Origin of the sequence: Chryseobacterium koreense CCUG 49689 (genome assembly GCF_001045435.1) — a bacterium.
Taxonomy (GTDB): Bacteria; Bacteroidota; Bacteroidia; order Flavobacteriales; family Weeksellaceae; genus Kaistella; species Kaistella koreensis.
On sequence record NZ_LFNG01000012.1, the window covers coordinates 173,049 to 199,227 of the forward strand.

24 protein-coding genes and 1 tRNA gene are annotated in these 26,179 nt (G+C 40.3%); 12 read left to right on the forward strand and 13 right to left on the reverse strand.

All coding sequences use genetic code 11. The annotated features are described in order from the left end of the window. Nucleotides 1-203: 203 nt before the first annotated feature. Both ccsA and ACM44_RS09935 read right to left on the reverse strand, forming a co-directional pair. Nucleotides 204-3,578, reverse strand: a complete 3,375-nt coding sequence (gene ccsA, locus ACM44_RS09930; RefSeq protein ID WP_048499879.1) for a cytochrome c biogenesis protein — start codon at nucleotides 3,576-3,578, stop codon at nucleotides 204-206. Nucleotides 3,579-3,741: 163 nt separating this feature from the next. Then, nucleotides 3,742-4,392 carry a protein-L-isoaspartate(D-aspartate) O-methyltransferase gene (locus ACM44_RS09935; protein ID WP_048499880.1) on the reverse strand — a complete coding sequence of 217 codons (651 nt, stop codon included), beginning with the start codon at nucleotides 4,390-4,392 and terminating at the stop codon, nucleotides 3,742-3,744. Between the two features lie 143 nt (nucleotides 4,393-4,535). On the opposite strand from ACM44_RS09935, the gene ACM44_RS09940 reads away from it, so the two are divergent. The 6 genes from ACM44_RS09940 to ACM44_RS09965 all read left to right on the forward strand — a co-directional run bounded on the left by ACM44_RS09940 (nucleotide 4,536) and on the right by ACM44_RS09965 (nucleotide 10,148). After that, on the forward strand, nucleotides 4,536-5,501 hold the full coding sequence (locus ACM44_RS09940) for a Gfo/Idh/MocA family oxidoreductase (protein WP_048499881.1): 966 nt from the start codon (nucleotides 4,536-4,538) through the stop codon (nucleotides 5,499-5,501). A 268-nt stretch (nucleotides 5,502-5,769) separates the two neighbouring features. Continuing rightward, nucleotides 5,770-6,588, forward strand: a complete 819-nt coding sequence (locus tag ACM44_RS15920) for a M23 family metallopeptidase (RefSeq protein ID WP_053215458.1) — start codon at nucleotides 5,770-5,772, stop codon at nucleotides 6,586-6,588. Nucleotide 6,589: 1 nt separating this feature from the next. Then, nucleotides 6,590-7,471, forward strand: coding sequence for a class A beta-lactamase, subclass A2 (gene bla, locus ACM44_RS09950; RefSeq protein WP_048499882.1), 882 nt, complete (start codon nucleotides 6,590-6,592; stop codon nucleotides 7,469-7,471). Between the two features lie 46 nt (nucleotides 7,472-7,517). Continuing rightward, a complete protein-coding gene (locus tag ACM44_RS09955) occupies nucleotides 7,518-8,408 on the forward strand; it encodes a 3-hydroxyacyl-CoA dehydrogenase family protein (protein WP_048499883.1) in 891 nt (296 codons plus the stop codon). Between the two features lie 49 nt (nucleotides 8,409-8,457). Beyond that, complete coding sequence (locus ACM44_RS09960) at nucleotides 8,458-9,780, forward strand: hypothetical protein (protein ID WP_048499884.1); 1,323 nt, start codon at nucleotides 8,458-8,460, stop codon at nucleotides 9,778-9,780. A 125-nt stretch (nucleotides 9,781-9,905) separates the two neighbouring features. Next, complete coding sequence (locus ACM44_RS09965) at nucleotides 9,906-10,148, forward strand: hypothetical protein (protein WP_048499885.1); 243 nt, start codon at nucleotides 9,906-9,908, stop codon at nucleotides 10,146-10,148. Between the two features lie 36 nt (nucleotides 10,149-10,184). On the opposite strand, the gene ACM44_RS09970 is transcribed toward ACM44_RS09965, so the two are convergent. From ACM44_RS09970 to ACM44_RS09995, 4 genes are all read right to left on the reverse strand, one after another. Further along, nucleotides 10,185-10,589, reverse strand: a complete 405-nt coding sequence (locus tag ACM44_RS09970; protein WP_241477167.1) for an META domain-containing protein — start codon at nucleotides 10,587-10,589, stop codon at nucleotides 10,185-10,187. Nucleotides 10,590-10,694: 105 nt separating this feature from the next. Then, nucleotides 10,695-13,094 carry a phenylalanine--tRNA ligase subunit beta gene (gene pheT, locus ACM44_RS09975; RefSeq protein WP_048499886.1) on the reverse strand — a complete coding sequence of 800 codons (2,400 nt, stop codon included), beginning with the start codon at nucleotides 13,092-13,094 and terminating at the stop codon, nucleotides 10,695-10,697. 482 nt (nucleotides 13,095-13,576) lie between these two features. Further along, entirely contained in the window at nucleotides 13,577-14,707 is a 1,131-nt protein-coding gene (gene dnaN / locus ACM44_RS09990; RefSeq protein ID WP_048499889.1) for a DNA polymerase III subunit beta, read from the reverse strand. Nucleotides 14,708-14,847: 140 nt separating this feature from the next. After that, on the reverse strand, nucleotides 14,848-15,558 hold the full coding sequence (locus tag ACM44_RS09995) for a DUF2490 domain-containing protein (protein WP_048499890.1): 711 nt from the start codon (nucleotides 15,556-15,558) through the stop codon (nucleotides 14,848-14,850). Nucleotides 15,559-15,768: 210 nt separating this feature from the next. On the opposite strand from ACM44_RS09995, the gene uvrA reads away from it, so the two are divergent. The 5 genes from uvrA to ACM44_RS15345 all read left to right on the forward strand — a co-directional run bounded on the left by uvrA (nucleotide 15,769) and on the right by ACM44_RS15345 (nucleotide 20,110). After that, nucleotides 15,769-18,567, forward strand: a complete 2,799-nt coding sequence (uvrA, locus tag ACM44_RS10005; RefSeq protein ID WP_048499892.1) for an excinuclease ABC subunit UvrA — start codon at nucleotides 15,769-15,771, stop codon at nucleotides 18,565-18,567. A 98-nt stretch (nucleotides 18,568-18,665) separates the two neighbouring features. Further along, nucleotides 18,666-19,259, forward strand: coding sequence for a TetR/AcrR family transcriptional regulator (locus ACM44_RS10010; RefSeq protein WP_048499893.1), 594 nt, complete (start codon nucleotides 18,666-18,668; stop codon nucleotides 19,257-19,259). Nucleotides 19,260-19,591: 332 nt separating this feature from the next. Further along, nucleotides 19,592-19,663 (forward strand) — tRNA-Arg (locus tag ACM44_RS10015). Nucleotides 19,664-19,707: 44 nt separating this feature from the next. Then, nucleotides 19,708-19,965, forward strand: coding sequence for a hypothetical protein (locus ACM44_RS10020; protein ID WP_048499894.1), 258 nt, complete (start codon nucleotides 19,708-19,710; stop codon nucleotides 19,963-19,965). Further along, entirely contained in the window at nucleotides 19,946-20,110 is a 165-nt protein-coding gene (locus tag ACM44_RS15345) for a type II toxin-antitoxin system RelE/ParE family toxin (RefSeq protein ID WP_160304010.1), read from the forward strand. Before ACM44_RS10020 ends, ACM44_RS15345 begins: the two co-directional genes overlap by 20 nt. Nucleotides 20,111-20,289: 179 nt before the next feature. On the opposite strand, the gene ACM44_RS10025 is transcribed toward ACM44_RS15345, so the two are convergent. After that, nucleotides 20,290-21,303, reverse strand: coding sequence for a M28 family metallopeptidase (locus ACM44_RS10025; protein ID WP_048499895.1), 1,014 nt, complete (start codon nucleotides 21,301-21,303; stop codon nucleotides 20,290-20,292). Between the two features lie 72 nt (nucleotides 21,304-21,375). Between ACM44_RS10025 and ACM44_RS10030 the strand changes: the two genes are divergently transcribed. Beyond that, the gene (locus ACM44_RS10030; protein WP_048499896.1) at nucleotides 21,376-22,518 is read left to right on the forward strand and encodes a methionine aminotransferase; all 1,143 of its coding nucleotides are present in this window, start codon (nucleotides 21,376-21,378) and stop codon (nucleotides 22,516-22,518) included. 59 nt (nucleotides 22,519-22,577) lie between these two features. On the opposite strand, the gene ACM44_RS10035 is transcribed toward ACM44_RS10030, so the two are convergent. The 6 genes from ACM44_RS10035 to ACM44_RS10060 form a co-directional block, all read right to left on the reverse strand. Next, nucleotides 22,578-23,024 (reverse strand): VOC family protein, encoded by a 447-nt coding sequence (locus ACM44_RS10035; RefSeq protein WP_048499897.1) that lies wholly within the window; start codon nucleotides 23,022-23,024, stop codon nucleotides 22,578-22,580. Nucleotides 23,025-23,515: 491 nt separating this feature from the next. Then, nucleotides 23,516-23,977, reverse strand: a complete 462-nt coding sequence (locus ACM44_RS10040) for a GNAT family N-acetyltransferase (protein WP_048499898.1) — start codon at nucleotides 23,975-23,977, stop codon at nucleotides 23,516-23,518. A gap of 12 nt (nucleotides 23,978-23,989) precedes the next feature. After that, the gene (locus tag ACM44_RS10045) at nucleotides 23,990-24,442 is read right to left on the reverse strand and encodes a VOC family protein (protein WP_316932554.1); all 453 of its coding nucleotides are present in this window, start codon (nucleotides 24,440-24,442) and stop codon (nucleotides 23,990-23,992) included. Nucleotides 24,443-24,458: 16 nt separating this feature from the next. Beyond that, the gene (locus ACM44_RS10050; RefSeq protein ID WP_048499954.1) at nucleotides 24,459-24,926 is read right to left on the reverse strand and encodes a hypothetical protein; all 468 of its coding nucleotides are present in this window, start codon (nucleotides 24,924-24,926) and stop codon (nucleotides 24,459-24,461) included. Nucleotides 24,927-25,011: 85 nt separating this feature from the next. Then, a complete protein-coding gene (locus ACM44_RS10055; protein ID WP_048499899.1) occupies nucleotides 25,012-25,467 on the reverse strand; it encodes a DUF1569 domain-containing protein in 456 nt (151 codons plus the stop codon). Between the two features lie 50 nt (nucleotides 25,468-25,517). Beyond that, a complete protein-coding gene (locus ACM44_RS10060) occupies nucleotides 25,518-26,078 on the reverse strand; it encodes a Crp/Fnr family transcriptional regulator (protein WP_048499900.1) in 561 nt (186 codons plus the stop codon). Between the last annotated feature and the right edge of the window lie 101 nt (nucleotides 26,079-26,179).

The following is a 26,179-nucleotide window of genomic DNA, read 5'->3' on the forward strand; positions in this document are numbered from 1 at the left end:
TGCGGCGCGGTAGAAAATCTCATGTGAAAATCACCGCCCTTGAAGAAAAACTGCAACTGGTTCATAAAATTACGCAGATCAGCTGCGCTGAAAAACCGTTTTTGCAGGGGAAAATTGCTTTGGAAAAACTACTCCCTTCCACATTAGTCCCAACAGCCGGAAAGCCGGACCCATCTTCGGCTAACAACAAAAATGGGTTGCTCCTATTTCTTTGATTTAGCGGTTTGGTTTAGGTTTTTGTAACGCCAATAGGAAACTGCCGCCAAAGTAAACATAGAAGCCAAGCCGATGTAAACCCACGCCGGAACCGGAACCGGATCACCTGCCGCGTAGGAATGCAGCCCGCTCAAGTAATAATTTACCCCAAAATAAGTCATAACCATGGAACAGAATGCGAACATGGTCGCTACGTGATATGCCCATCTTCCGCGCAATCCCGGAACGAGCCTCATGTGGAGTACGAATGCATAGACGATGATGGATATGAACGCCCATGTTTCTTTAGGGTCCCAACTCCAATATCTTCCCCAGGATTCATTTGCCCAAATTCCACCCAGAAAATTTCCTACGGTCAATGCGAAAAGACCTATGAATAAAGACATTTCTGAGACAATGGTGAGTTCTTTGATGGTGATATCGTGGTGGATTTTGTAGAGTTTTTTATCTGCAATAATATAGAATACCAAAGTGATCACCGCAATGATCATGGAAAGCGCGAAGAATCCATAACTAGATGTGATGACCGCAACGTGCACGATGAGCCAGTACGATTTCAGCACAGGAACAAGCGGCGTAATTTGCGGATCAAGTGCGGAACCACCGTGTGCAAACCCCATCATGATTACGGCCACCATGAAACCTGCAGCAGGAATGAGTGCATTGGAAACGCTACCGCTTCTCACGGCTTTGGTGGATTCATATCTTTTCAGGTTCGGTTTTCCCATACCGAAATAGAACATTAAACCGGCAGAGATTCCGACCCATGAAATGAATATAATCGCTTCATAACCGTTACTCCACGGAGCGTGACCTGAAAGATACCATCTCGCAACCAGTCCAAGAAAATGGGCGACGTAACCGATCAGACCAATATAGATAATGGATTTGATGATGGTATGCAGCACTTTGTTTGGCTTGAAAAGCTCTATGAATCCTAATAATAGAAGTAATCCGCCGATCAAAGTATAAAAAATCAGCAACTTAAAGTTCAGATTGAGTTTATTCATGAACACTTCCAAATCCACTTTTGATTTTGCGGGAACTACGTTTTTTCCCCAAGTTTGCTGGTATTGTTCCAGTTTCTGCAATTCTGAATCTGCGGTGGTCCAATTTCCGGATTTTTGTGCATCCAAAACGCTGGAGAAATAGGGACCCATCACTTTTTGGGATTGCTCATCTGGTTCAAAGTTTTGATCGAGCCAAGAATGCCATGTGGAATTCGGATCGTTTTGCACTGGGACAATCCTCAAAAACTGCCCGCTAAAAAATTCGTTGAATACCTGCACACGGTCATTCACTGCAATTACTTCTTTGTCATAATTGGTTTGTTCGGCAGGCTTTTTTCGGAAAGCGGTTTGGTAATCTTCTTCCAAAACGTAATGAAGCTGACCATTTTTGTCAGCAGGAAAAAGCGACATCAGTGAAGTGTATCCGTCTTCGTCGGCTTTTGTTTTTCTTTTGAGTTCATCCCCGCCTTTTGAACCAATTTTAATGATTGGAACCATGGTCCAACTTGGAGTATCGGTATTGATGGAAAGGAACCATTGATTTGCGTCCAGGGATTTTCCGTCGGTTCCTTTGAATTCGTCCCTCTTGTAGAGTTTCCTCAAAACATCCAAAGCTTGAGTGTTCATAGGAACGATTCTGCCTTCATAGTTTTGAACCAAAAGATATCCGAATTTGTCGGCATGTTCTTTTGAAATCTTATTTCTGGCAATGATTTCATCAGCCGAAATTGGTTTTGGCGAACGTAGCGCCAAAGAATTTTGTTCCTTTACCGGGCGTGTTTCCAGTGCTAAAGACGCATCCGCATTTCCGTGATTATGGCCGTCGTTTGCGGAATGGGTTTTTTCAGGGGATCCATCGGTACCATGCGTGTCGATATATTGTGCGTTGAAATTCAAGCTTAGGAAAAGCAGAATCGCCATGGTTACCCGTTTTCTGTTGATAGCCTTCAACTGTTTATTGAGTTTCCAAAAATGGGTTCCTTTCCAGAAGAAAGTCACGAACATTCCCAAAAACAACAGTGTATAGCCGAAGTAAGTCACGTTGGTTCCCCAGAAATCGTGGTTTACTGAAAGAATTGTTCCACGTCTGTCCGGATCGAAACTGGATTGGAAAAACCGGTAACCGCCGTGATTCAAAACATGGTTCATGTAAATTTTATAAGGGGTCTGTTTTCCCTGGTCGATGATTTGCACATGGCTTTCGTAGGAACTCGGCGACGAACTTCCGGGATAAGTTTCCATTACAAATTTATCCAGTTTAAGGCCGAATGGAGTGTTATACACTTTTGGACCAAAACCGAGAATAATGTTCATTCCATCCAAGTTGATTTGTTTGAAGGCGTTTGGGTTTCCTCTTTCTACAGACAAATCGACAAGTTGTTTGGTTTTCGGACCTTTTACTTCCACGGTCAATTGATCGGCTACATTTTGGTCTTTTTTCTTGTCACCTTCATAGGCGATCAGTTTTCCTTTTTTCAAACCTTCGGGAACCACCAGCTTCAAATCATTGATGGAATAAAGACTTCTAAGTGCCAAAGGTTGAAAAACCTCCTTCTGAACATGAGTGGTGTCCTGAGTCGCCATCGTCATGTAATTGGCTTCAACAGGAGTTTTGATCATCAGATTTCCATGATCGTTTCGGAATTCCACCGCACCTTCAATTCCACGATTGTAGGAAACCAACATGCCGTTGATAGATTTCGCTTCGCCAGGTTTGATATAGAGATTTTCACGACCGGTTTGTCCGGCGGAAACCACATGCAGGAATTCTTCACCGTTGGGATCAGCAATTAAGCTGTCTTTTTTTCTTTGGATATAGTGAACTTGGCGAACATCGATCTGTTTTCCATGAAAATCGTAACCAGCCTTAAATGAGTGCGGCAAAATTTTGGCGAGCCAGGATTTTTCTTTGGCAAGGTCCGGAATCATCATGAAAGGAACTTCCTGATAACTCTGGACATCACCATTTTCTTCGATTTGAATTTTGAAGAAATTTTTGTCCGTTACCACCTCTTTGGAAGTTTCACCTTCTCTGATGTGCATCACTCCTTCGTAACTGATGTATCTGGTAATCGCGCCGCCCAGGAAAATCAGCACAAACGCCAAGTGGAAAACCAGAACAGACCACTTTTCCCTCTTCCAAAGCCGGTATCTGGAAATATTCCCAATAAAGTTGAGTATCAAAATAACCATTACTACTTCAAACCATTTCGCCTCATAAATAAGCGCTTTCGCAGTGGGTGTGCCATAATCGTTTTCCAGAAAAGTCGCATAAGCCATTGAAAATGCAAAAATCAGCAGCATCACTGCCATAGTTCGTGTGGAAATAAGAATATTCTGAAGTTTTTTCATTAGAAGAGATTTATTTCAGACAAAATAGTCTGAATTGATTTTTTGATGATGGGCAAAATTACAATCTATAAAATTAAAAAGCGAATTTGGGAGGTGTTTTTTGTCATGGAAAACTTGTCCGGAAAAAGGGATTTACTTGCCATGGAAGCGATTTTTTTTCCGTTCATAAGTTCGTTTTTCCCAACATCGGGACAAATTTGTACGCACCGTATTCCTCTTTCTCGAATTCATTCTCAGAAATTTTTGTGAACCGGTAAAGAATCTGTTCATCGGTTTTCCCCATTGGAATAACCATTTTTCCACCAATTTTCAGTTGCTTCAGCAATTCCGTCGGAAGTATTTCTGCGCCGCAAGTCACCAGGATCTTGTCGAATGGCGCGAAAGTCGGCAAACCTGCGAATCCGTCACCAAAACTTTGAAATTTGGGTCGAAGATGAATTTGGAGCAGTTTCTTTTGAGCAAAATCGTGCAGGTCTTTTTGTCTTTCCACCGTGTAAACCCACGCATTCATCGCGATGAGAACTGCAGTTTGGTAACCGCTTCCGGTTCCAATTTCCAGGACTTTTTCCTTTTCATTTAGTTCTAAAAGTTCAGTTTGTTCAGCAACCGTGGACGGATGCGAAATCGTCTGTTTCGCCAAAATGGGAAAAGCGCGGTCTTCATAAGCAAAATCCTCGAAAATACTTTCCAGGAAAAAATGTCGCGGGACTTCGTTGATCGCCTTCAGAACCCTCTCATCAGATATTCCGATTTTCTCGCGCAGATATTCTACCAGGATTTTCCGCTTTCCCTTGTGCAAAAAAGTATCATTCATAATTTCAAAGTCCCTGCTTTCAGTTTGAGCAAAACTACTTTTAATAATGATAAAAAGCAAATATCCGTTTCGCGGGATTTTCTTCCCACTTCGCACTTCCTTCTTCTGGCTGAAAGCATTATCTTTGAAAAAATTTAATTTCTATGCTTAAAGCAGGTTTAGTCGGAGCGGGACATTTGGGAAAAATCCATTTGAGATTGCTTCAGCAGTCGGAAAAATACGAATTGGTCGGATTTCATGATGCCGATGCTGAAAACGGTAAAAAACTAGAAGCCGAATTCGGCTACAAATATTTCGATAATTTTGATGATTTGCTTTCGCAAATCGAGGTTTTGGACATTGTCACTCCAACCGTTTATCACTACGATTATGCGATGAAGGCAATTGAAAACCGAAAGCATTTCTTCATCGAAAAACCGGTGACGCAGACTTTGAAGCAAGCCGAAGAAATCCTCTACAAGTGCCGCGAATACGGAATCAAGGCGCAAGTTGGACATGTAGAAAGATACAATCCCGCCTTCATAGGTTCCAAAGATTACATCAACAATCCGATGTTTATCGAGATTCACCGTTTGGCGGAATTTAACCCGCGCGGAACAGATGTTTCCGTGGTTTTGGATCTGATGATTCACGATTTGGACATTTTGCTCTCGCTGGTTAAATCTAAAGTCAAAGAAATTCAGGCTTCCGGAGTTTGCGTGGTTTCAAAATCGCCCGATATTGCGAACGCCAGAATCGAATTTGAAAACGGATGCGTCGCTAATCTGACCACTTCCAGAATTTCGATGAAAGCGATGCGCAAGTCCCGGTTTTTTCAGCAGGATGCGTATATTTCGGTGGACTTTTTAGAAAAGAAAGCTGAAGTGATCCGAATGAAGCCGGCTCCCGAAAATCCAAGCGATTTCGACATGATCATCGAAAATGCGGATGGCGAGAAAAACCAGATCATATTTGAATATCCAAATATTCAGCCCAATAACGCCATTCTGGACGAACTGGAAAGTCTGGCGGATTCCATCATGGAAAATAAAAACGTGGAAGTTTCGTTGGAAGATGGAACCGAAGCTTTGAAAGTGGCGCTGGAAATTGTGAAGCTGATTTCAAAATAATTTTGGCAACTTTGATTTTCCATATATTTTGAACCTTAAAGTTCAAGTTCAATTGTTTTTTAACCGTGCTTGATTTTTAACATTAAGAAAATGGAGGAATTAAGAACGATTAAGTTTCAGAACGCCTAAGATTCTCAGTTGAATAATTAAGCGTTTTTTCAAAACTTTCTCATGAAAAGTACCTCGGCAATTCTCTATAATTGTTTGACAATATGCGGTGTAAAGTTTTTACCATCGTCATTCTTTTAATCGTTAATTTTGCTTGCGAATGAATAAATTATTTTCAATCTTTTTCTGTTTTGCAGCGATTTCTCTTTTCTCCCAAAAAAAATGGAACGTCAATTTCTACAATGAAAAGACGGGAAATGAGATTTCAATTTTCGCTGATAATAACGAGGAAATGCCGATGTCATCAAAATTCACATTCCAACTCGACAATTTGAATTCCACGGCAGCAAATGAGTTCACCGTAGTGATTCCCGAAAAAGCCAAAAGATTCCTGATCACGAAGCTTTCCCCGAAAAACCCCGCGAAATCCAATCAGTTTACATACACGAACATGACGAATTTCGGTGATGTAACCTTAAAGGATTTTGATCAAGATTATATTTATTCCCTCCCTTTCGAAACCGGGAAAACGCAATTGGTTTACCAAGGTTACAACGGGAAATTCTCGCACCAAAAGATCAATGCGCTTGACTTTAACTTAAAGACCGGCGAAAAAATTTTCGCGGCACGCGAAGGAAAAGTGGTTGAAGTGGTGGACCATAATACTTCCAGCTGCGCCAATATTTCCTGCGCAAAATTCAACAATAATATCGTCATCATGCATTCCGACGGGAGTTTCGCAGATTACGCCCATTTAAAATACAAAGGTGCTGCGGTAAAAATTGGCGATGTGGTGGAAAAGGGACAACTCATCGGTTTTAGCGGAAATACAGGATTCTCAAACGGGCCGCATCTGCATTTCTCGGTTTACTTGAACAGAATCGATGGAAAAAGAGATTATATTTCCACAAAATTCAAAACTTCCACGAGTGAAGGTGAACTTTTGCAGGAAGGCAAAACTTATACTAAGAACTATTAATATGAAAAAAATTGCGGCCTTGCTGGTATTGTTTTCCGTCTTCGGATTTGGGCAGAAGCAATCTTTAAGAAATGAAATCTCAAAATTGACAAAAGGCAAAAACGCCACCGTTGCAGTTGCAGTGAAAGGAATCGATTTTCCGGTTGAGTTCAACAACGAAAATGCCGGGAAGAAACTTCCGATGCAGAGCGTTTTTAAATTTCACATTGCTTTGGCGGTTTTGGATTGGGTTGATCAAGGAAAACTCGCACTTGACCAAAAAGTATTCATCAATAAATCGGAGCTTTTGCCAAACACTTGGAGTCCGATACGCGAAAAGAACCCAGAAGGAAATTTTGAAATGCCTATTTCCGAACTCATCGAATACGCGGTCGCAATGAGCGACAATGTTGGTTGCGACGTATTGCTGCGGTTAATCGGTGGACCAAAAACAGTCAATGATTTTCTTATTTCAAAAGGAATGAAAGACACGCAAATTGTTTACAACGAAGAAGTGATGCAGAGCGACTGGAAAAACCAGTACGAAAATTACACGACCATGAAATCTTCTAATACACTTCTTAAAGATTTCTATCAAGGGAAAATAATCTCAAAAGAATCCACCGAATTCTTATTGGGAGTACTTTACAGAACATCGACCGGGACCAACAAAATTGTAGAACAATTGCCGAAATCCGCAAAAGTGGCACACAAAACCGGCTCTTCAGGAAAAAATGATTCGGGTTTAACGGGCGCAGAAAACGACATCGCCATCATCACTTTACCCAACGGGAAAACTTACGCACTTTCAATATTTGTAAGCGACTCTATGGAATCATGGGAAACCAATTGTAAGATCATTTCCAACATTTCCAAAGCCGTTTACGATTTCCTTAAAAAGTAGTAATTTTAGCCCTTAAACATTAAACTTTAAACTTCAAACAAGATTTATGAAGAACATCGTCGTTATCGGAGCCGGAACTATGGGAAACGGCATCGCACATACTTTTGCACAAACCGGATTCAAGGTCAATCTAGTGGATGTTTCCCAGGAAGCATTAGACAAAGGCCTGAAAACCATTACCAATAACCTGGACCGAATCATCGCGAAAGGAAACCTGACCGAAGAACAAAAGGCAGAGACTTTAGGAAACATCACCACTTTCTTGGCACTGGAAGATGCCGCGAAAAATGCCGAATTAATCGTAGAAGCCGCGACAGAAAACCTCGATCTGAAGATGAAAATCTTCAAACAAATGGATGATTTCGCTCCAGAAAACTGTATTTTGGCGACCAATACTTCCTCTATTTCCATTACCAAAATCGCTTCGGTGACGAAACGTCCGGAAAAAGTAATCGGGATGCACTTTATGAATCCGGTTCCAATAATGAAACTCGTGGAAATCATAAAAGGTTATTCCACCTCCAGGGAAACTTTCGACCAGATTTTTGAGATGTCTAAAACTTTGGGGAAAACACCGGTGGAAGTGAATGATTATCCCGGATTTGTGGCGAATAGGATTTTGATGCCGATGATTAATGAGGCCATTGAAACTTTGTATAACGGAGTTGCGGGTGTTGAAGAAATCGACCAGGTGATGAAACTCGGAATGGCGCATCCGATGGGACCGCTTCAGTTAGCCGATTTCATCGGGTTGGATGTTTGTCTCGCGATTTTGAATGTGATGTATGATGGTTTCAAAAATCCAAAATACGCTCCAAATCCGTTGCTTGTGAATATGGTGACCGCAGGCAAAATTGGGGTAAAATCCGGTGAAGGGTTCTATGATTATTCCGAAAGCAAAAAAGCCGAAAAGGTTTCGAAAATGTTTGCGAAATAATCCTTCCTCCCTCTAAATCCCATTTAGTCACTAAGGGACTTCCAAGAAAATGAGCAGAAGAAATCAGGAAAAACTCATCCAGTTTGGTTTGATCGTCGCGACTTTCGTGATGATCATCCTGCGTTTTCTGATGAATGAGAAAGGCCGCGTAAATCCAGATTCCATCAGGTTCATGCGGACCGCCCACGTTTTTCCGGTCATTGACAATACCACTACTCCACTTGGTTATCCGCTAAGTCTGAAACTGTTTTCCCTAATGGGTTTCGGTGAGTTTTGGGGCAGCAAAATTCTTGGTGTTTTGGTTTTTTTATTCATGGTCTGGTTTGCCTGGAAAAAACGGTTCTATTTCCGCGAAACTGTTTTGGTGGGCGGACTTTTCAGTTTTGTTTCTATTTTTGCTTATACCATGAGTGAACCGCTCATGCTGCCTTTCGTTTTCCTGTTTCTTTACACCGGAAGAAAAATCATCATCGATGAATTATCGGGGCCAAAAGCGATTTTTTATTTGAGTTTAATCCTTATTTTGCTCTATAATATCCGCTATCCGTCTTTGTTTATCATTGGTGGAACTTTGGTTTGGGGAATTTTGAATTTCAGGAAACATTATGGCAGCACCTTCATTTTTTCCGGATTGATTGGATTGGCTTTTGTGGCACTTTATAAGTTTTTGTTTATTGATTACTTTAACGCCAATTATGTGGACGAGTTTCTGGAAATCGGCATTCATCCCACTTCTAAATTACTCATCGAACTGTTCCAGGGATTAACCACCAGTTTCAATCCTTTCATCCATATCGCAAATCCTGCAGGCGGCCTCATCAATTTTGCAATTTACGGGATTGGATTGCTGAATATTGTTTTGATGATTTTCCTTTTCTTGAAGTCCAGACTATCTGAAACCCAGAGATTCTTTTTAGCCATCGGTGTGGTGGGAATTGTAAGTTCCTTTTTTATTCAATATTTTTATTCTATCACACCACTGGATTACCGGCTTTTGATTGCGTTCACTTTTCCAATCTGGCTGCTTTATTTCAGAAAATTTTATCAATTTTTTGGCAGAATTGTTTATGGAATCACCTTTTTAAGTTTAATCTCCGGATTTGCTTTCACCTGGCTTTCCAGAGGGAATTATCTTGAAAACCGCAGAGAAATCACCACATTTCTAAAATCCGAAAATCTGGAAAATATTCCTTTAAAATTTTATGTGGAAAATCCGGAAGATTTGGACAAAGTTCAAATAGCCGAACTGATGAGCACAGTAAACCCTAATATTTCGTGGACCAACCATCCGAAAGACACTTTGAAAAGAAATGTTTTGACCGCCCATAAAGTTTTGAGCAAAATGAAAATTGATACCAACAAATTCCAATAAAATTTTTATCTTTGAGCAAGTTTTAAGCATAAAAAAAGAAGGCATCGCAGTTTGAACAGCTTGATAAACAGCCCTATTTTGAAGATGTTTTACCGGATAAGTAAAAATAATTAAATCAATAAGAGATGAAACTACCAAAATTTTTATTAGCTGACAATTCGGATTTTCCTGAAGATCTATTTGTAGTCCACACGGAATACCCAAGATTCATCCTCAATGTGGAGGAAGAAGAAGTGGAATGGTTGGACGATTTGGAAGGCGACGATGAAGAAACCATGGCAGATGAAGCCACCAAAGTGGTGGGAGAAGCGCTTCAATGGTGCGATGACGAACTCGCAAAATATGACGAAGAAGACGACGAAGAATAAATAAAAAAGGAACTCTAAATTGAGTTCCTTTTTCTTTTACTGTTTGTTGAATTTCAACAGCAACAAATTATCTTTGTAGAGTTCAAGCGTGTTTCCCGAGACAATATATTTGTTGACCTCATTCAGCATGTTGAAGAAATTAGTTTCCACAGACATATTGTCACAAGCCATTTTGGTGGAACCTATGTTTTTTGCCGAAAAATTTCCCGCAGTTGCATCCAGTGTCAGTTCTCCAAAATAATTGTTGCAACCACCGTTTCCAGTGATTCTGGCTTTCTCAATAACTAAAGTCGGGGTTTTTCCTTTCACCTGATCCGCCAAAACCCATTTTGTGTTGGAGACATTTGCCTGAGAAGATCCCACTTTTGATAAAGTGGAGCAGGAAACCATCATGGCGACTGTGAAAATAAAGCTTACAATATTTTTAATGGAATTTTTCATTTTTAATTTTTTATGAAACCAAATTTAGGGAAAAAAAATCTAATTGCAGCCAGCTTCCGGCTGCGGATCGCTTTCGGAAAGTCAATTCGCAATTTCTCCAATAAATCAGCCTCTTAATTCCGCCGAAAATTCCTTCTGGAAAGTCTTGATCAAAGAGTTCATCACTTCGACAATATCTTTTTCTTCCAAAGTTTTTTCCGAGTTCAGCAACTCAAAGCTCATCGCATAAGATTTTTTTCCTTCCGGAAGATTTTTCCCTTCGTAAACATCGAAAAGGTTGATGTTCCCAAGATATTTTGAAGGATTTTTTCTGGCCGCTTTATACAGATCGCTGTAGGAAACATTCTTGTCGATGAGCAAAGCCAAATCTCTTCTGATCTTGTTGAATTTCGGTATGTCAACAAATTTCAGATTCTCTGTCGATCTCAATTTCTGGCAGTTTTCCACTTCTATTTCGGCATAGAAACAGTCCTGATCCAGGTCGGCATCTTTCAGCAATTCCGGAGCAACTTTACCCAATCTTGCAACTACTCTTCCATCTGAAAGCAATTCCAAAGCATCAGAAAATCTGGAATCCTCCAATGATTTTTCGTCGATGGTCAGTTTCAATTTATCAAAAAGGACTTTCACATAAGATTTCAGGTGATAGAAATCTGTCGCAGATTTTGGCTGCAACCAGTTTTCCGCAACATTTCTTCCGGAAACCAGCATCGCCAATTGCTTTCTTTCTTGGTATTTCCCAGCAATCTTATGGTAAATCTTTCCGAATTCAAAAAACTTGATGTCGGCATTTTTTCTTTTAATATTATAATCGGCATTTTCCAAAAGTCCTTCCAGTAAAGAAGTTCTCATGAAAGCCAGATCTCCGCTCAAAGGATTGAGCAACTTCACTGCATTGGTTTCATCTTTCACCGAAGTCAGAGAATTGTTCATCACCTCATTGAAACCGCAACTCTGCAATGTTCTTGCCCACGAATTTTCCAGCGCATCTTGGTCATCAAAACTCAGCTTTACCGGGGTGAACGAAATTTTTTGGGGAGCGTCGATTTTGTTATATCCGTAAATTCTAAGGATTTCCTCGATCACGTCTATTTCACGGGTCACATCAGCTCTGTATGCCGGAACGGAAAGTTCCAAACCGTTTTGGATTTCGTTCAGCACAGAAATTTCCAGAGATTTCAATATCTCCTTAATTTTCTCGATGTGGATTTTGGTGCCTAGAATCTGCTCCACTTTCGAGAATCTTAAAATGACGTAATGATCCTCAATTTTCTTTGGGTAATATTCCAAAAGTTGGCCCGCCAATTTTCCACCGGAAAGTTCCTCGATCAGGGAAATGGCATGGGTAATTGCCGTTCGCACAGCATTTGGATCCACTCCTCTTTCAAAACGGAAAGAAGCATCGGTATTCAGTCCGTGGAATTTCGCACCTTTTCTCACCGCCACCGGATTGAAATAAGCACTTTCCAGGAATATAGTTTTCGTGTTTTCAGAAACTCCCGAATTCTCGCCACCAAAAACTCCCGCGATACACATCGGATTGTTTTCGCCGTCTTTGATCATAATTTCGGTGCCATTCAACGTTCGTTCAACGCCGTCCAGCGTCGTGAATTTTGTACCTTGTTTCACGGTTCCCACTTTCACTTTTCGACCTTTGATTTGATCGCCGTCAAACGCATGAAGAGGCTGCCCGAAACCATGAAGAATAAAGTTCGTGATATCCACAATATTGTTAATCGGATTCAGCCCAATGGCTTTCAACCGGTTTTTCAGCCAATCTGGAGAATCGGCCACTTGCACGTTTTCAATTACTGCGCCGAGGTATCTGGGACACAATTCAGAATCTTCCACCTCCAATTGGAAATCTGTTGTTCCCTCGATAATTAAAGGTTTTAAAACTGCCTTCTCGAATTCCGAATGCAGTTGATTGGTACTTAAATATGCGTTTAAATCTCTTGCGACACCATAATGCGACATGGCATCGGTTCGGTTGGGAGTAAGTCCGATTTCGTAAACTTGATCGGTTGTTAATTCAAAATATTTCGCGAAATCATCTCCGATCTTGTACGACTCATCCAAAATCATGATTCCACCGTGGTCATCGCTCAAACCGAGTTCGTCTTCCGCACAGATCATTCCTTCAGAATATTCGCCTCGGATTTTCGCTTTCTGCATGACCAGTTTTTCACCACCTTTATAAATCGTGGTTCCCACCACTGCAACGGGAACAATTTGTCCGGCGGCAACATTCGGAGCGCCGCAAACAATATTCAACACTTTTCCGTTTCCTACATCAACTGTAGTTTTCTTCAGTTTATCGGCATTTGGATGCTGTTCGCAAGTCAAGACTTTTCCGACTACGATTCCTTCCAAAGAACCTTTTACAGATTCGTATTTTTCGATTCCTTCCACTTCCAGACCGATATCCGTCAAATACTCCCCGATTTTCTCAGTTTTCAGATCGGTTTTGATATAGTCTTTCAGCCAGTTGTTTGAGATTTTCATTGTAATGATTTGAAATTTGAATGATTTCCACTTTCATCATTCAAAAAATAGTTTGCAAATATCGTGAATTTGAGGGAAAGATTCAAATCGTTCCAATTTATTGCAAAGATATTTTACTGCCACAAAGTCAGCCCAATTTTGAGCGGTCAGAAGAAGTTCCCACTGTTCAGGTTACCGCATACATTTTCCGAAATTTGTTTTAAACAAAAACAACTGAAAACTTAGTGAGAGAAATTGAACGAATTTTTCTTACGATTTTAAAGAATCCAAAAAAAATCTTTTTTCCGGCAAAAAGAAAACTAGAAAAGTGCTGATTTTAAATACAACCCAATCCACCACAGAATTGCAAAAGATCGCGTTCCAATTTGAACTTCCCTATACAACAGCAAAAGCTAAAAATCAAAAAAAGCCCGACATAATCGGGCTTCCCTTATTAAACCAAATTCCTTTGGGAACTTATCTCGTTATTTCTGGCTCAAAAATTACATTCCAATGACCGGCATGGAAAGCATCAAAATATTTTCTTCATCTTCCAAACCATCTACTGGCTCTATGATTCCCGGCCGGTTGGGTTGCGACATCTTCATGGTGATATCATCCGCGGAAAGCACAGAAAGCATCTCGGTGAGGAACTTCGAACTGAAACCAATGTTGATGTCTTCGCCATTGTAATCGCACGGAATCTGCATATCTGCTTTGTTTGCGTATTCGGTATCCTCCGCATGAAGGTGAAGCACGTTTCCGGAAAGTTTGAAGCGAACCTGATTCGTTGATTTATTGGACATGATCGACGCTCTTCTGATGGAATTCAGCAGAAGATTTCTATTGATGGTCAAAACATTCGGGTTTTCTTTTGGAATTACCGCAGTATAATTCGGATATTTCCCATCGATCAAGCGGCAAATCCAGATGTTGTTTCCAAAAGTGAATTTCGCCATATTCTCATTGAACTCGATGGTTACATCGTCATTAGAACTCGCCAAAATATTTTTGAAGATCGATAACGGTTTTTTCGGCATAATGAACTCGATCGGTTCCGGGTTGATCAAATCGGTTCTTTTGTACACCACCAAACGGTGAGAATCGGTTGAAACGAAGTTGGTTTCATCTTCTTTGAACTGGAACAAAACTCCCGTCATTACAGGTCGCAACGAATCGTTACTGGTCGCAAAAAGGGTGTTGCTAAGTGCTTCAGATAAAATCCCGGATGCAATTTTCACCTTTTGAGACGCGTCAAACTCCGGAAGTTCCGGATAATCTTCGGCATTGTCTAAAGCCACTGCGAAATTGTCCTTTTCATCAAGGATTTCAAGCAATTTCCCGTTTCCGTCTTCGGATTCTTTCACGGATAAAGTTAAAGGTTGCTCCCCATAAGTTTTCACAAAATCCTGGAAAATCTTTGCAGGAACGGCAATCTTACCAGAATCATCAGATTTCACCTCCAAAGAAGTAATCAATGTGGTTTCACCATCCGAAGCGGTTATTTTAAGGTTGTTTTCTTCGAGTTCGAAAAGGTAATTTTCAAGAATCGGTCTCGATTGTGAACTGGAAATTACACCACCCACCGTATTTAGCGCCTTTTGTAATTCGCCACTTGCAACTATAAACTTCATTTGCTAATTTAAATTTTTTGGTTGAATGAAACACATCGGTTTCATCCGAAAATTATTATTTGGACAAATATAAGGATTTAAAGGAAGTTGGAAAAACAACTTTTCAAATAAAAAATGAAATTTCAGAAAAGTTATCAACATTAATCTGCTCCCGGAAAATGGTAGTGCTTTTGCTGGGAGTCGTCGATATTGATGTTTAGGGCAAGGTATAAAAAATGGAGGTTTTTGTTCCCGGCATTGCCAAATTCTCTCTGCCAAAGATAGCCGGAAGCTAGTCCAAAAATTTCGTCAACCTGATAACCAAATCCTCCATACAAACGGTTTCTGGCAAAAATCGGTTTTTCCGTCACAAAGAAAATTTCACTGTAGGCATTGGCAAAAATTGTTCCCGGAGTGATCGATTTGGAATTCAATGGAACGGAAATATTCAACCGGTAGCGGAATCGGTAGCGGTCAGAATGAAGGTCTTGATTCGGTTCATAAAACCAGCTTTTCTCTGCCCGAAAACGGTTTTCAAATTTCAGGGTGTGATATTTAAAAATCAGGACATCCTGCAACCAAATCCGGAATTCCTCTTTGTCCAGACTGTGGTTTTTATAGGTCGCATATCGCCCGATTCCTACAAACGGTTTGTGATTTGGCGTTAGATTATAACCGATTCCACCTTTGATTTCGTAATAATCCGGGTAGGAATAATTCTCAATTCCGCGAAGTTGGCCCTCTCCATAAATAAAAAACTTGGGATGGAATTGATAGGTGACCGTCACTGCATTGAAACTGGAAATATGTTCCTGTGAAAAAATCAAGGAAGAAACCATTAAAAAAAATATGCAGATCAGTGATTTTTTCATAAAGCAAAAATACGTATTTTAAAAAACTTTTAAGTTTTGCCATGAACTCGTCTGAAAAAAAATTCGCGACATTTGGTTTTATTGACCCTGAAATTAAAAGAGTTCTGATTTTTTTGAAAACCAACGCAATTGTTCAAAATGGTTTTCCTCGAAAAAAACGGACGAAATTCTTCCCCTAAATTTCCGTAAATTTGTGGGTTGAATTTTACCATGGCTACAAGTACAGAAATAGATATTAAAAAACAGATCTTCGTAAAGAATGCGCATCTCAACAACCTGAAGCACATCGATGTTTTGATTCCCAAAAACAAACTCGTGGTTATTACCGGAGTTTCGGGAAGCGGAAAATCTTCGCTTGCTTTCGACACTATTTATGCGGAAGGACAACGAAGGTATGTGGAAAGTTTGAGTTCTTATGCGCGGCAATTCTTGGGAAAACTGGAGAAACCCAAAATCGACGACATCAAAGGTTTGGCTCCATCCATCGCGATTCAGCAGAAGGTGATTTCCTCGAATCCACGTTCCACGGTCGGAACTTCCACAGAGATTTACGATTATTTGAAGCTCCTTTTTGCCAGAGTCGGCAGAACATATTCCCCGATTTCAGGCGAAGAAGTGAAAAAGGATTCCGTTTCAGACGTTATTGATTTCATTAAACAAAATGAAGGAAAGACCTACCTTTTGCGATCACCACTCCAATTTGAAGTTTCGAAATTTTCAGAGCTCATGAAAACCTTGAAACTTTCAGGTTTTACCCGTTTGGAAGTGAATGGAAACGTGGCAGGAATAGAGGATCTGGAAAGTTTCGGTTTCGTGCCTGAAAAAGACATGGAAATCCAACTCGTGATTGACCGATTCAGCTACGAAGATGACGAGAATTTCCTTCAAAGATTGGCGGATTCCATTCAGATGGCGTTTTATGAAGGTCGCGGATATTGTTCCTTAAAAAATACCGAAACAGGAAAAATAAGGGAATTTTCCAACAAATTTGAACTGGACGGAATTGAATTCTTGGAACCGAACGTGCATTTCTTCAGTTTCAATAATCCTTATGGAGCTTGTCCGGAATGTGAAGGTTACGGGAAAGTGATTGGAATTGACGAGGATTTGGTGATTCCTAACAAAACCAATTCGATTTTTGAAGATGCGGTTGCGGCCTGGAAAGGGGATTCCATGCGCGAATGGAAACGTGCCTTCATCAAAAAAGTGGGTGACGAATTCCCGATTCACAAACCATATCACCAACTGACCAAAGAACAGAAAAACCTTTTGTGGAAAGGTGATGGCACCAAAGATTTCCCTTCCATCAACGCATTTTTCAAGATGTTGGAAGAGAATCTCTACAAAATCCAGTACCGCGTGATGCTTTCCAGGTACCGCGGGAAAACAATTTGCCCGACTTGTGAGGGATTGCGGTTGCGCGAGGAAACTTCATGGGTGAAAATTGATGGACACCAGATCCAATCGATGATTGAATTGCCACTGGATGAACTTTTACCGCTAATAAAATCTTTTCACCTCAACAAACACGACGCAGAAATTGCAAAACGGTTGCTTTACGAAATCACCACCCGTTTGGAATTTTTAGAAAAAGTCGGTTTAGGATATTTAACTTTAAACAGAACCTCTAACACGCTTTCCGGCGGTGAAAGCCAGCGGATTAATCTAGCGACTTCACTGGGAAGTTCGCTGGTTGGATCCATTTATATTTTGGATGAGCCGTCGATCGGTCTTCATTCCCGGGATACCGAAAATTTGATTGAAGTTCTGAAAAACCTCCGTGATTTGGGAAACACCGTGATCGTGGTGGAACATGATGAAGATGTAATGAAAGCGGCAGATTACATCATCGACATCGGACCGGAAGCAGGTTATCTCGGAGGAGAACTGGTCTTCGCCGGAAACTTTGAAGAACTGAAAGATGCCGATACCTTGACCTCGAAATATTTGACGGGAAAACTGGAAATCAAAGTTCCCGAAACGCGCAGAAAACCGAAAGATTGGATTCGCATTAAAGGTGCAAGACAAAACAACCTCAAAAACATCAACGTGGATATTCCGGTTGAAATGCTGGTCGTGATTTCGGGTGTTTCCGGGAGCGGAAAATCAACTTTAATGAAGGAGATTCTGACCAACGAGATTCAGATTCAGCTGGGAATGGGCGGAAAAAAAGGAGATTACGATGCGGTGGAATTCCCAAAAAGATACATCAAAAACATTGAACTCATCGACCAAAATCCGATTGGAAAATCGTCCCGCTCCAATCCAGTGACCTATTTGAAGGCATACGACGACATCCGAGATTTGTTTTCCAAACAGAAATCGGCACAAATGATGGGCTTAAAACCAAAACACTTTTCGTTCAATGTAGATGGCGGAAGATGTGACGAGTGCAAAGGTGAAGGGGTAATCAATGTATCCATGCAGTTTATGGCAGACATCGAACTGGAATGTGAAACTTGTCACGGAACCCGTTTTAAAAATGAAATTCTGGAGATAAAATTTGACGAGAAGAACATTTCTGATATTCTGCGCATGACGGTGGACGAGGCGATTCAGTTTTTCAACGACAATGAGGAGGAAAGAATCGTGACCAAACTAAAACCACTGCAGGAAGTTGGTTTAGGATATCTGCAACTGGGTCAAAGTTCATCCACCCTTTCCGGCGGTGAAGCACAAAGAGTGAAACTCGCGTCGTTTTTAGTGAAAGGGATGACGAATGAAAAAACGCTTTTCATTTTCGACGAACCCTCTACCGGACTGCATTTCCACGACATCAACAAACTCCTGAAATCATTGCAGCAACTGATCGAGCTTGGACATTCTGTGATCGTGATCGAGCATCAACCGGACATCATCAAATCTGCGGACTGGATCGTCGACATTGGTCCGGAAGCCGGAAAAAATGGCGGAGAAGTTGTTTTTTCAGGAAGTCCGGAAGATTTGGTGAAAGAGAAAAAATCACACACGGCAAGATTTTTGTTAGAAAAGCTCTATGCTGGTCATTAATTAATGTCGTAACAAACCCCTAACTAATTCTTTTTCAAATTTTTAGAAAATTTGAATGGATTCCATTTAAACTTTATTAATTTTGATAAAAATTGATCATGGAAACATTCTACCACACTCTTTCCAAAAGACAGCAGCAGATTTTTGATGTGTCTGTCAAACTTTTCTATGAAAACGGATATGCCGAAACTTCTGTTCGAGACATCGCCGAAAAGCTCAATATTTTGGCTGCCAGTCTTTATTCACACATTTCTTCAAAAGAACAGATTCTGGAATGGATTGCCCAAAATTACGTGGGATTATTGGAGGCGGAACTTGTGGATTTTAAATCAAAAGAGAGGGATTTTGAGGACCAGCTGAGATTTATGATCCACCAAAATATCATCTTGATTGAGAAGAATCTGGAAATGGCTGAAATTTTTCGCCGGTACTTCAATTCGATTAGTAAAGAAACAAAAGAACGCTACAGCAACTTTACTGAGTCTTATGCCCATTATTTATCAGATGCATTGAAATACTTCCAGATTGACAAGAAGCTGGATACGGATGCTGGCTTGATTGCGAAATTCTTGATGTATAACATGAATTACGCCTATAAATGGACCCCTGAAAATTACAAATCGGAACAAACCATCGATTTTTTTGAAAACAAATTGATATCAAATCTTTTAGGCATCAAATTATCTTCCTGAAAATCAAAGTTATCCACAAAAAAATGTGGATAAGTAGTGAATTTTAACATTAAGTTCATCTTTGTTAAAGTTTTTTCCGCTACATTTACCATAGAAATAAAATTAATGTGAAAACAATTTTCATTTCGGAGTCTGTAAAACAGAACTATCCAACTTAATATAAAAATTTAAGAGAAGCCTTATCGACTTCTCTTTTTTGTTGTTGTCTAACTAAAAAATGAGATGTTTTATCTAATCAGCCCGTTCCTAAAGAGCGGACTGTTTTTTTCTTCGTCTTAAATTCAACTTCAATGGCGCAGACTTTTTGGGAATTTTCCTAAATTTGCACTCCTGGTCCCATAGTTCAACGGATAGAATAGAAGTTTCCTAAACTTTAGATCCAAGTTCGATTCTTGGTGGGATCACTTTTTGAATCATTTTTGCATTGCAAACTTAAAACACATTTGCCATGAATACGGAAACCCTGCAAATAAATATAGCACAACGAGTGTTGGCAATGACTGACAATAAGTTATTGCAGAAAATTAGAGATCTAATTGTTCGAGAGGATATTTTGGCTTACGATAGTCTTGGTAAACCATTGACGGAAAAAGAATATATTAAGCAATTGGATGAAGTGATTACAGAAATGGAAAGCGGAATAGATGAAGGCCTGACTTCAGATGAAGTTTTTAAAAATATTTCTAATGCGCACCATCTGGAGTAAGCGAGCCAATACGGATTTGTACGGACATATCGGCCACATTGCGAAAGACAGCCCACAAAATGCCAAGATAGTACTGAAGAAAATTTTAGCAATGGGAGATTCATTAAAGGATTTTCCATATAAATTTCAGAAAGAACCCATTTAAAATGATGAAAAGGTCAGAAGAGCTGTGATTTATAGCTTCCAGATTATTTACAAAGTTTATCCCGACAAAATCAATATTTTGCGAGTATTAAATACTAAGCAAGACCCTAATAAAATCTAACAAAAAAGGCGGAAAATAACCGCCTGATCTTTTGTCTCAATTTCTGGAGAAAAATTTCCTCATCTCAAATTTTTACCATCCACAATAATTCTCGCATCGCGGTTTGCCAGTTCCCAAGCAGTGGAGAAAACCAATTGGGTTCTTTTTTTCAAAAGTTCATAGTCGATTTTTTCAGGATCATCGGTCGGTTGGTGGTAATCCTCATGGATTCCGTCAAAATAAAAAGCGACCGGAATATTATTTTTTGCAAAATTATAGTGATCGGATCGGTAGTATAATCTTTGTGGATCTTTTGGGTCATCGTATTTGTAGTTCAGCTCCAGTTTCGTATTGGTGGAATTGGCCTTCTCGTTGATCTTTTTCAATTCCGAAGAAAGCATTTCCGAACCGATTACGTACACATAATCTTTTCCGCAATTATCTTTGTCGCATCTCCCGATCATATCGATATTCAAATTGGCAACGGTATTTGCCAACGGAAAAACAGGATTTTCGGAATAATATTTTGAACCTAAAAGCCCGTGTTCTTCGCCGGTGACGTGCAGAAACAATACCGAGCGTTTTGGCGATTTCCCGGATTTTTTCGCCATTTGGAATGCTTCCGCAATTTCCAGCAAAGCCACCGTTCCACTTCCATCGTCATCTGCACCGTTATAAATCACGCCGTCTTTCATTCCCACGTGGTCATAATGTGCGGAAATCACGATAATCTCATTCGGCTTTTCAGTGCCCTCAATGAATGCGAGAATGTTTTCAGATTCTGGCAAATCTCCCCTCCTGCCTTTCAGTGCTTCTTTCGGCACCGTCTGATAATAGGAATTCATGACTTTTGGATGGGAGATTCCCATTTTTTCATATTGCGAAATCAGGTATCTCCCGGCTTTTTTCTGGCCTTCACTTCCGGTATCGCGTCCCTGCATTTCATCGGAAGCCACGATGTACAGATGGGTTTTCAACTCATTTGCCGTGATGGAATTATAAGAATCTTTAAATGCAGAACCACTGTAGGAAAGGTTTGTGGCACAACTGGTCAACAAGACAGCCGAAAAAATCGGAATCAAAAACTTATTCATATCATTATTTTGGTGGCTAAAAATAGGAATTTAATTTAATAAAAGTCTGAACATTTATCGCTAAATTTGAATATGATTAAAAGAAAACATTCTGGTTCAGACCTGACCATCTTTTCTGAAATGACGGCACTTGCCATAAAAAACAATGCAGTCAATCTTTCACAGGGATTTCCGGATTTCGAAATTGACGGCCGTTTACAATCATTTTTGGCAGAGGCTACCCATCAAAATTTCAACCAATATGCTCCCATGCCGGGAAATCCTTTGTTGATTGAAAACCTGATCCAATTCAATGCAAAAAGAAATCTCCCAATTGCTTTGGCTCCAGAAAACATCACCATTTCGCCGGGTGCGAGTTATGGAATTTTCACTGCTTTGGCGGCGATTCTTCAATTTGGCGATGAAGTCATCGTTTGGGAACCGTGCTATGATTCCTATGTCCCATCGATTGAAATCAACGGCGGAATTCCGGTTTTTTTGAGCTTGACCGACGATTTCCAAATTGATTTCGAAGCCTTAAAAAATGCCATCAATCACCGGACAAAGGCCATTATTGTGAATTCGCCGCATAATCCTTCGGGTAAAATATTAAAGAAAGAAGATTATGACCGGTTGGCAGAACTCCTTGAAGGAAGCCAAATCATTTTGATTTCAGATGAAGTTTATGATGTACTGACCTATGACCACGGTGAATTTTACAGTGCTTTTAATCATCTTAAATTAAAGAATCAGAGTCTCTGCATCTTTTCATTCGGGAAAATGTTCCATGCAACCGGTTGGAAAATCGGCTATGTTTTGGCGTCGGAAGAACTTACCGCGGCTTACCGGCGAATCCACCAATACCTGGGTTTCAGCGTAAATGCTCCGGCTCAGCAGGCATTGGCGAACTTTTTGGAAGTTTTCGATGTGGAAGAAAACCGCAAATTTTTGCAGAAAAAGAGAGATTTCTTTTTGGAAACCTTTAGGGATTTGCCATTCACCATCCGCCAAAAAGCAGAAGCGGGCTACTTCCAGATTTTGGGATTTGAAAATATTTCGGATTTAAGCGACAAGGATTTTGCGGTGTGGCTTACAGAAATCGGAAAAGTGGCCTCCATTCCGGTTTCGGCGTTTTATCAGAATGCCAATGACACCAAATCCGTTCGGTTTTGCTTCGCCAAAAAAGAAGAAACGTTACTGCGGGCTGCAGAAAAATTGAAGGACTTTTTTAAATAAATCGACAAAAAAATTCCGCCCAGTGTTCATGAACGGAATTTTTGTTTCGGGCTAAAATTTTAGTGCTGCATTTTTGCCGGATCGTCGTAATTCACCATCCAGTGGATGCCGAATTTGTCCGTCCACATTCTAAAATAAGCTCCCCAAAACGTTTCTGCCAAAGGCATCGTCACATTTCCGCCCGCAGAAAGTCCGTTAAAAATCCGGTCTGCCTCCTCTTTGGAATCGGTGTTCACCGAAAGGGAAATATTGTTTCCTGCAACGTGTTTGGAAGCCCATTCGCCACCGGTATCGGAACCCATCAAAATCGTTTCCTGAGAAATCGGAAGTGAAACGTGCATGATTTTGTTCTTGTCTGCTTCTGGAACCTGCTTTCCGTCTTCTGATGGCGGCATATCGCCGAAACGTCCGATATATGGAAATTCCCCGCCAAATACAGATTTGTAGAAATTGAATGCTTCTTCACAATTACCATTGAAGGTAAGGTATGCGTTTACTTGTGCCATAAAGATTTTGTTTGAAATTGTTTAATTTTTTTGGTTTGAAGCCTGTCTGCCGATAGGCAGATTTGAAGCCTGTCTGCCGATAGGTAGATTTCAAGTTTCAAGTTTCAGGCCTGTCTGCCGACAGGTAGATTTCAGGCCTGTCTGCCGACAGGTAGATTTCAGGCCTGTCTGCCGAAGTGTAATTTTAAGATTTCCTTCAAAATGAATTCTACTCTAGTCTATTTACTTTCCAGCCTTTTTAACTCTTCATCGAGCCTTTTTAACTCTCCATTGAGCCGTTTTAACTCTCCATTGAGTCTTTTTAACTCCCCATTGAGTCTTTTTAACTCAACAATGAGTCTTTTTAATTCAACGATGAGCCTTTTTAATTCAACGATGAGTCTTTTTAACTCAACGTTGAGCCTTTTTAACTCAACGTTGAGCCTTTTTAACTCTCCATTGAGTCTTTTTGACTCTCCATGCTCTATTTTCTATTCTCTTTCCTCTATTTTCTACTTCCTTAAATCCAGCTCCATTTTAATATCTCCTCTCGCATACGGAACTTCTCCCAAAGGAATTTCACGGAATCCGAATTTTTGGTACATGGTCAAAGCGGGCGTTAAACTTCGGTTGGAAATCAGCACCAGTTTCGGAATCCCTGACTTTTTCGCCTGATCGATGCAGTGCTTCATCAAAAGATTTCCGATTCCGTGGCCTTTAAAATCTTCGGTCACTGCCATCTTCGCGAGTTCGTATTCACCGTGTTCATGGAGTAATGACGCTGTTCCCACGATTTTTTCGTCAGCTTTTGCGAAGAAAATCTTTCCTCCTTTGTCTAAGATTTCAGTTTCCGGGTTTGATAGCTGATGTTCGTCAAAGGGTTCTACCACAAAATATTTTTGCAGCCATTCTGTATTTAGTTTTTTAAAATCGTCCCGATATTGAGCATCAAATTCGATGATTTGGATCTCCATTTTTATTTAAAATTAGCGGTGTTGATCGATCAGGATTGGATTTCCGTCCGGATCTTTTAGCAGGATATATTCCGGACCTTTTGTATTTTCGTCTGCTTCGCGGTCCAGTTTCACATTTTCGGATTTCAAGGTTTTTTGGATTTCACGAATGTCCGTAAAGTTTTCCAGATTTTTTGCATTCTGGTCCCATCCGGGATTAAAAGTAAGGGTGTTTCCCTCAATATAGCCTTCAAATAAACCGATTACGGTATTTCCATTTTTCAGAACTACCCATTTTTGGTCGATGTTTCCGTTTTTGTAGGTGAAGCCCAGTTTTTGGTAAAACTCGACGGACTTTTTGATATCCTTTACCTTTAAACTCACTGAAAAAGCGCCCAATTCCAGGTTATTGTTTTTTGGCGTTTCCGAAGTCTGCCCGTAGCTGAAAGCGCTCAGCAACAGCAAAGTGAAAGCGATTTGTTTCATTATTAATTATTAATTATTAATTTTTAAGATTTGTCCGGTAAGTCATGGTTCCGTCGTAGCTCGTCCAATCACCGATCAATTCTATGAACTGGCTGTCTATTTTTTCAGACTTGCTGTTCCAGTTGAACGTATAGATAAATTTTCCCTTCAGCGTCCCGGTGTGTTTTCCATTGGGCTCTTCGGCCAAATCATATTCCCCGAAAACCACATTGCGCTTGTTCCCATCTTTATATTTGGTGATGATGATTTTTCCCTCAAATTTGGAAAAAGTACGGTCCACCAAAGTGTAACCCGCCACAAAATATTGCTGATCATTTTTCTTATCCTGCTCAGAAATATTGATTTTCAACTTCATTTCCGTTTTATTGTTGCCAATAGTCCCTACATAGGGTTTCGAATTATTCAGCCACACGTTTGCGATATTCGGCATTTGCGAAAACGCCAGATTTCCGAATAATAAAAAAAGGAACAGCAATGTTTTCATAATGGTATTTTTTTGGAAGATTTGATGCCCACTCGGATTAATCACTTCATTTCAGATCATCGATCTGATTGGTCGCAAGCGGTTCCTACACGCCGAATTGGGAGAGATGATGGTTCAGATGTTTCGCGAACATATTGTTCCATTCCTGCGCTTTCAGTCTTCCGAAAGAAAAGGATTCCTTTCCATCAAAAGCTTCCCTACCCAATTGCTGGGTTTTTTGGATAAAGCCGATCAACCGTTTTTTTTCTGAATCAAAATCCTTGTTTTCTTTGATTATAAATTGCGGCGCAGTCGGCGAATTCTGAGGATAGGATTTTTCGCCCACCACTTTTGGTTTTACAAAACTCTTTAAAATGAATTTTGCAATTCCGCCCGGTGCTCTATGTTTCTGCGGTTCATACACCATTTCATAAGTCACATTGCAATGCGCCAACATTTGATCCACCGTCATTTTGCCCCATTTTCTCTGGGATTCCGGCGTGAGTTTATTGATTCTGTCGATGTAATTTTGGGCTTCTTTAGCGTTAAAAATATCTTGCATATTTTAGTTTTATCAAACAAAAATAGAACTATTTTCAGGAATATTTACCATTAAATTTCACTTCTAATCCTGCTGAGTGTTTCCTGAGAAATTCCCAGGTAAGAAGCGATCATTCCCAAAGGTGCACGGAGGATGATGTTGGGGTTTTCCTCCAGAAGCTGCGCATATTTCTCCTTCGCCGTCATGTGTTGCAGCGAGCTGATCCGTTTCGACATCTGCGTCATGATATTCCCTAAAAGAAACCGGCTGAAATTAGCCGAAGTCAAAGAAACCGAACACAATTCTTCCAACTTTTTATAATCACAAAATGTCACGGTACTTTCCTCCAAAGCTTCGATATTATAGATGGAGGGAACATTGTTGAAAATCGTGTCTATGCTGCCGAACGAATTTCCTTCCGAATAGAAATTGGTGGTGATGTCTTTTCCCTTTTCAAAATAAAACGTTCTCGCGAGACCGTTTTCCATGTAGTACACATTTCGGTTGTAGGTATTTTGCTGGCTTAGGAGTTCGCCTTTTGCAAAAGTTTGGGTCTGGGTTTGGTACCGAAAAAAATCTTCGGTGAGGGCATCCGGTTTTATATATTTCGAAATTTGGTCGAGGAGTTTCAAAGTTTTTTATTTTTCACAAAAATACTTAAAGATTGCCGAATGGCAGAAACGCCCTGAAAACTAAATCCGGAAACCATTGTAATAAAAAGAACGCCTGAACC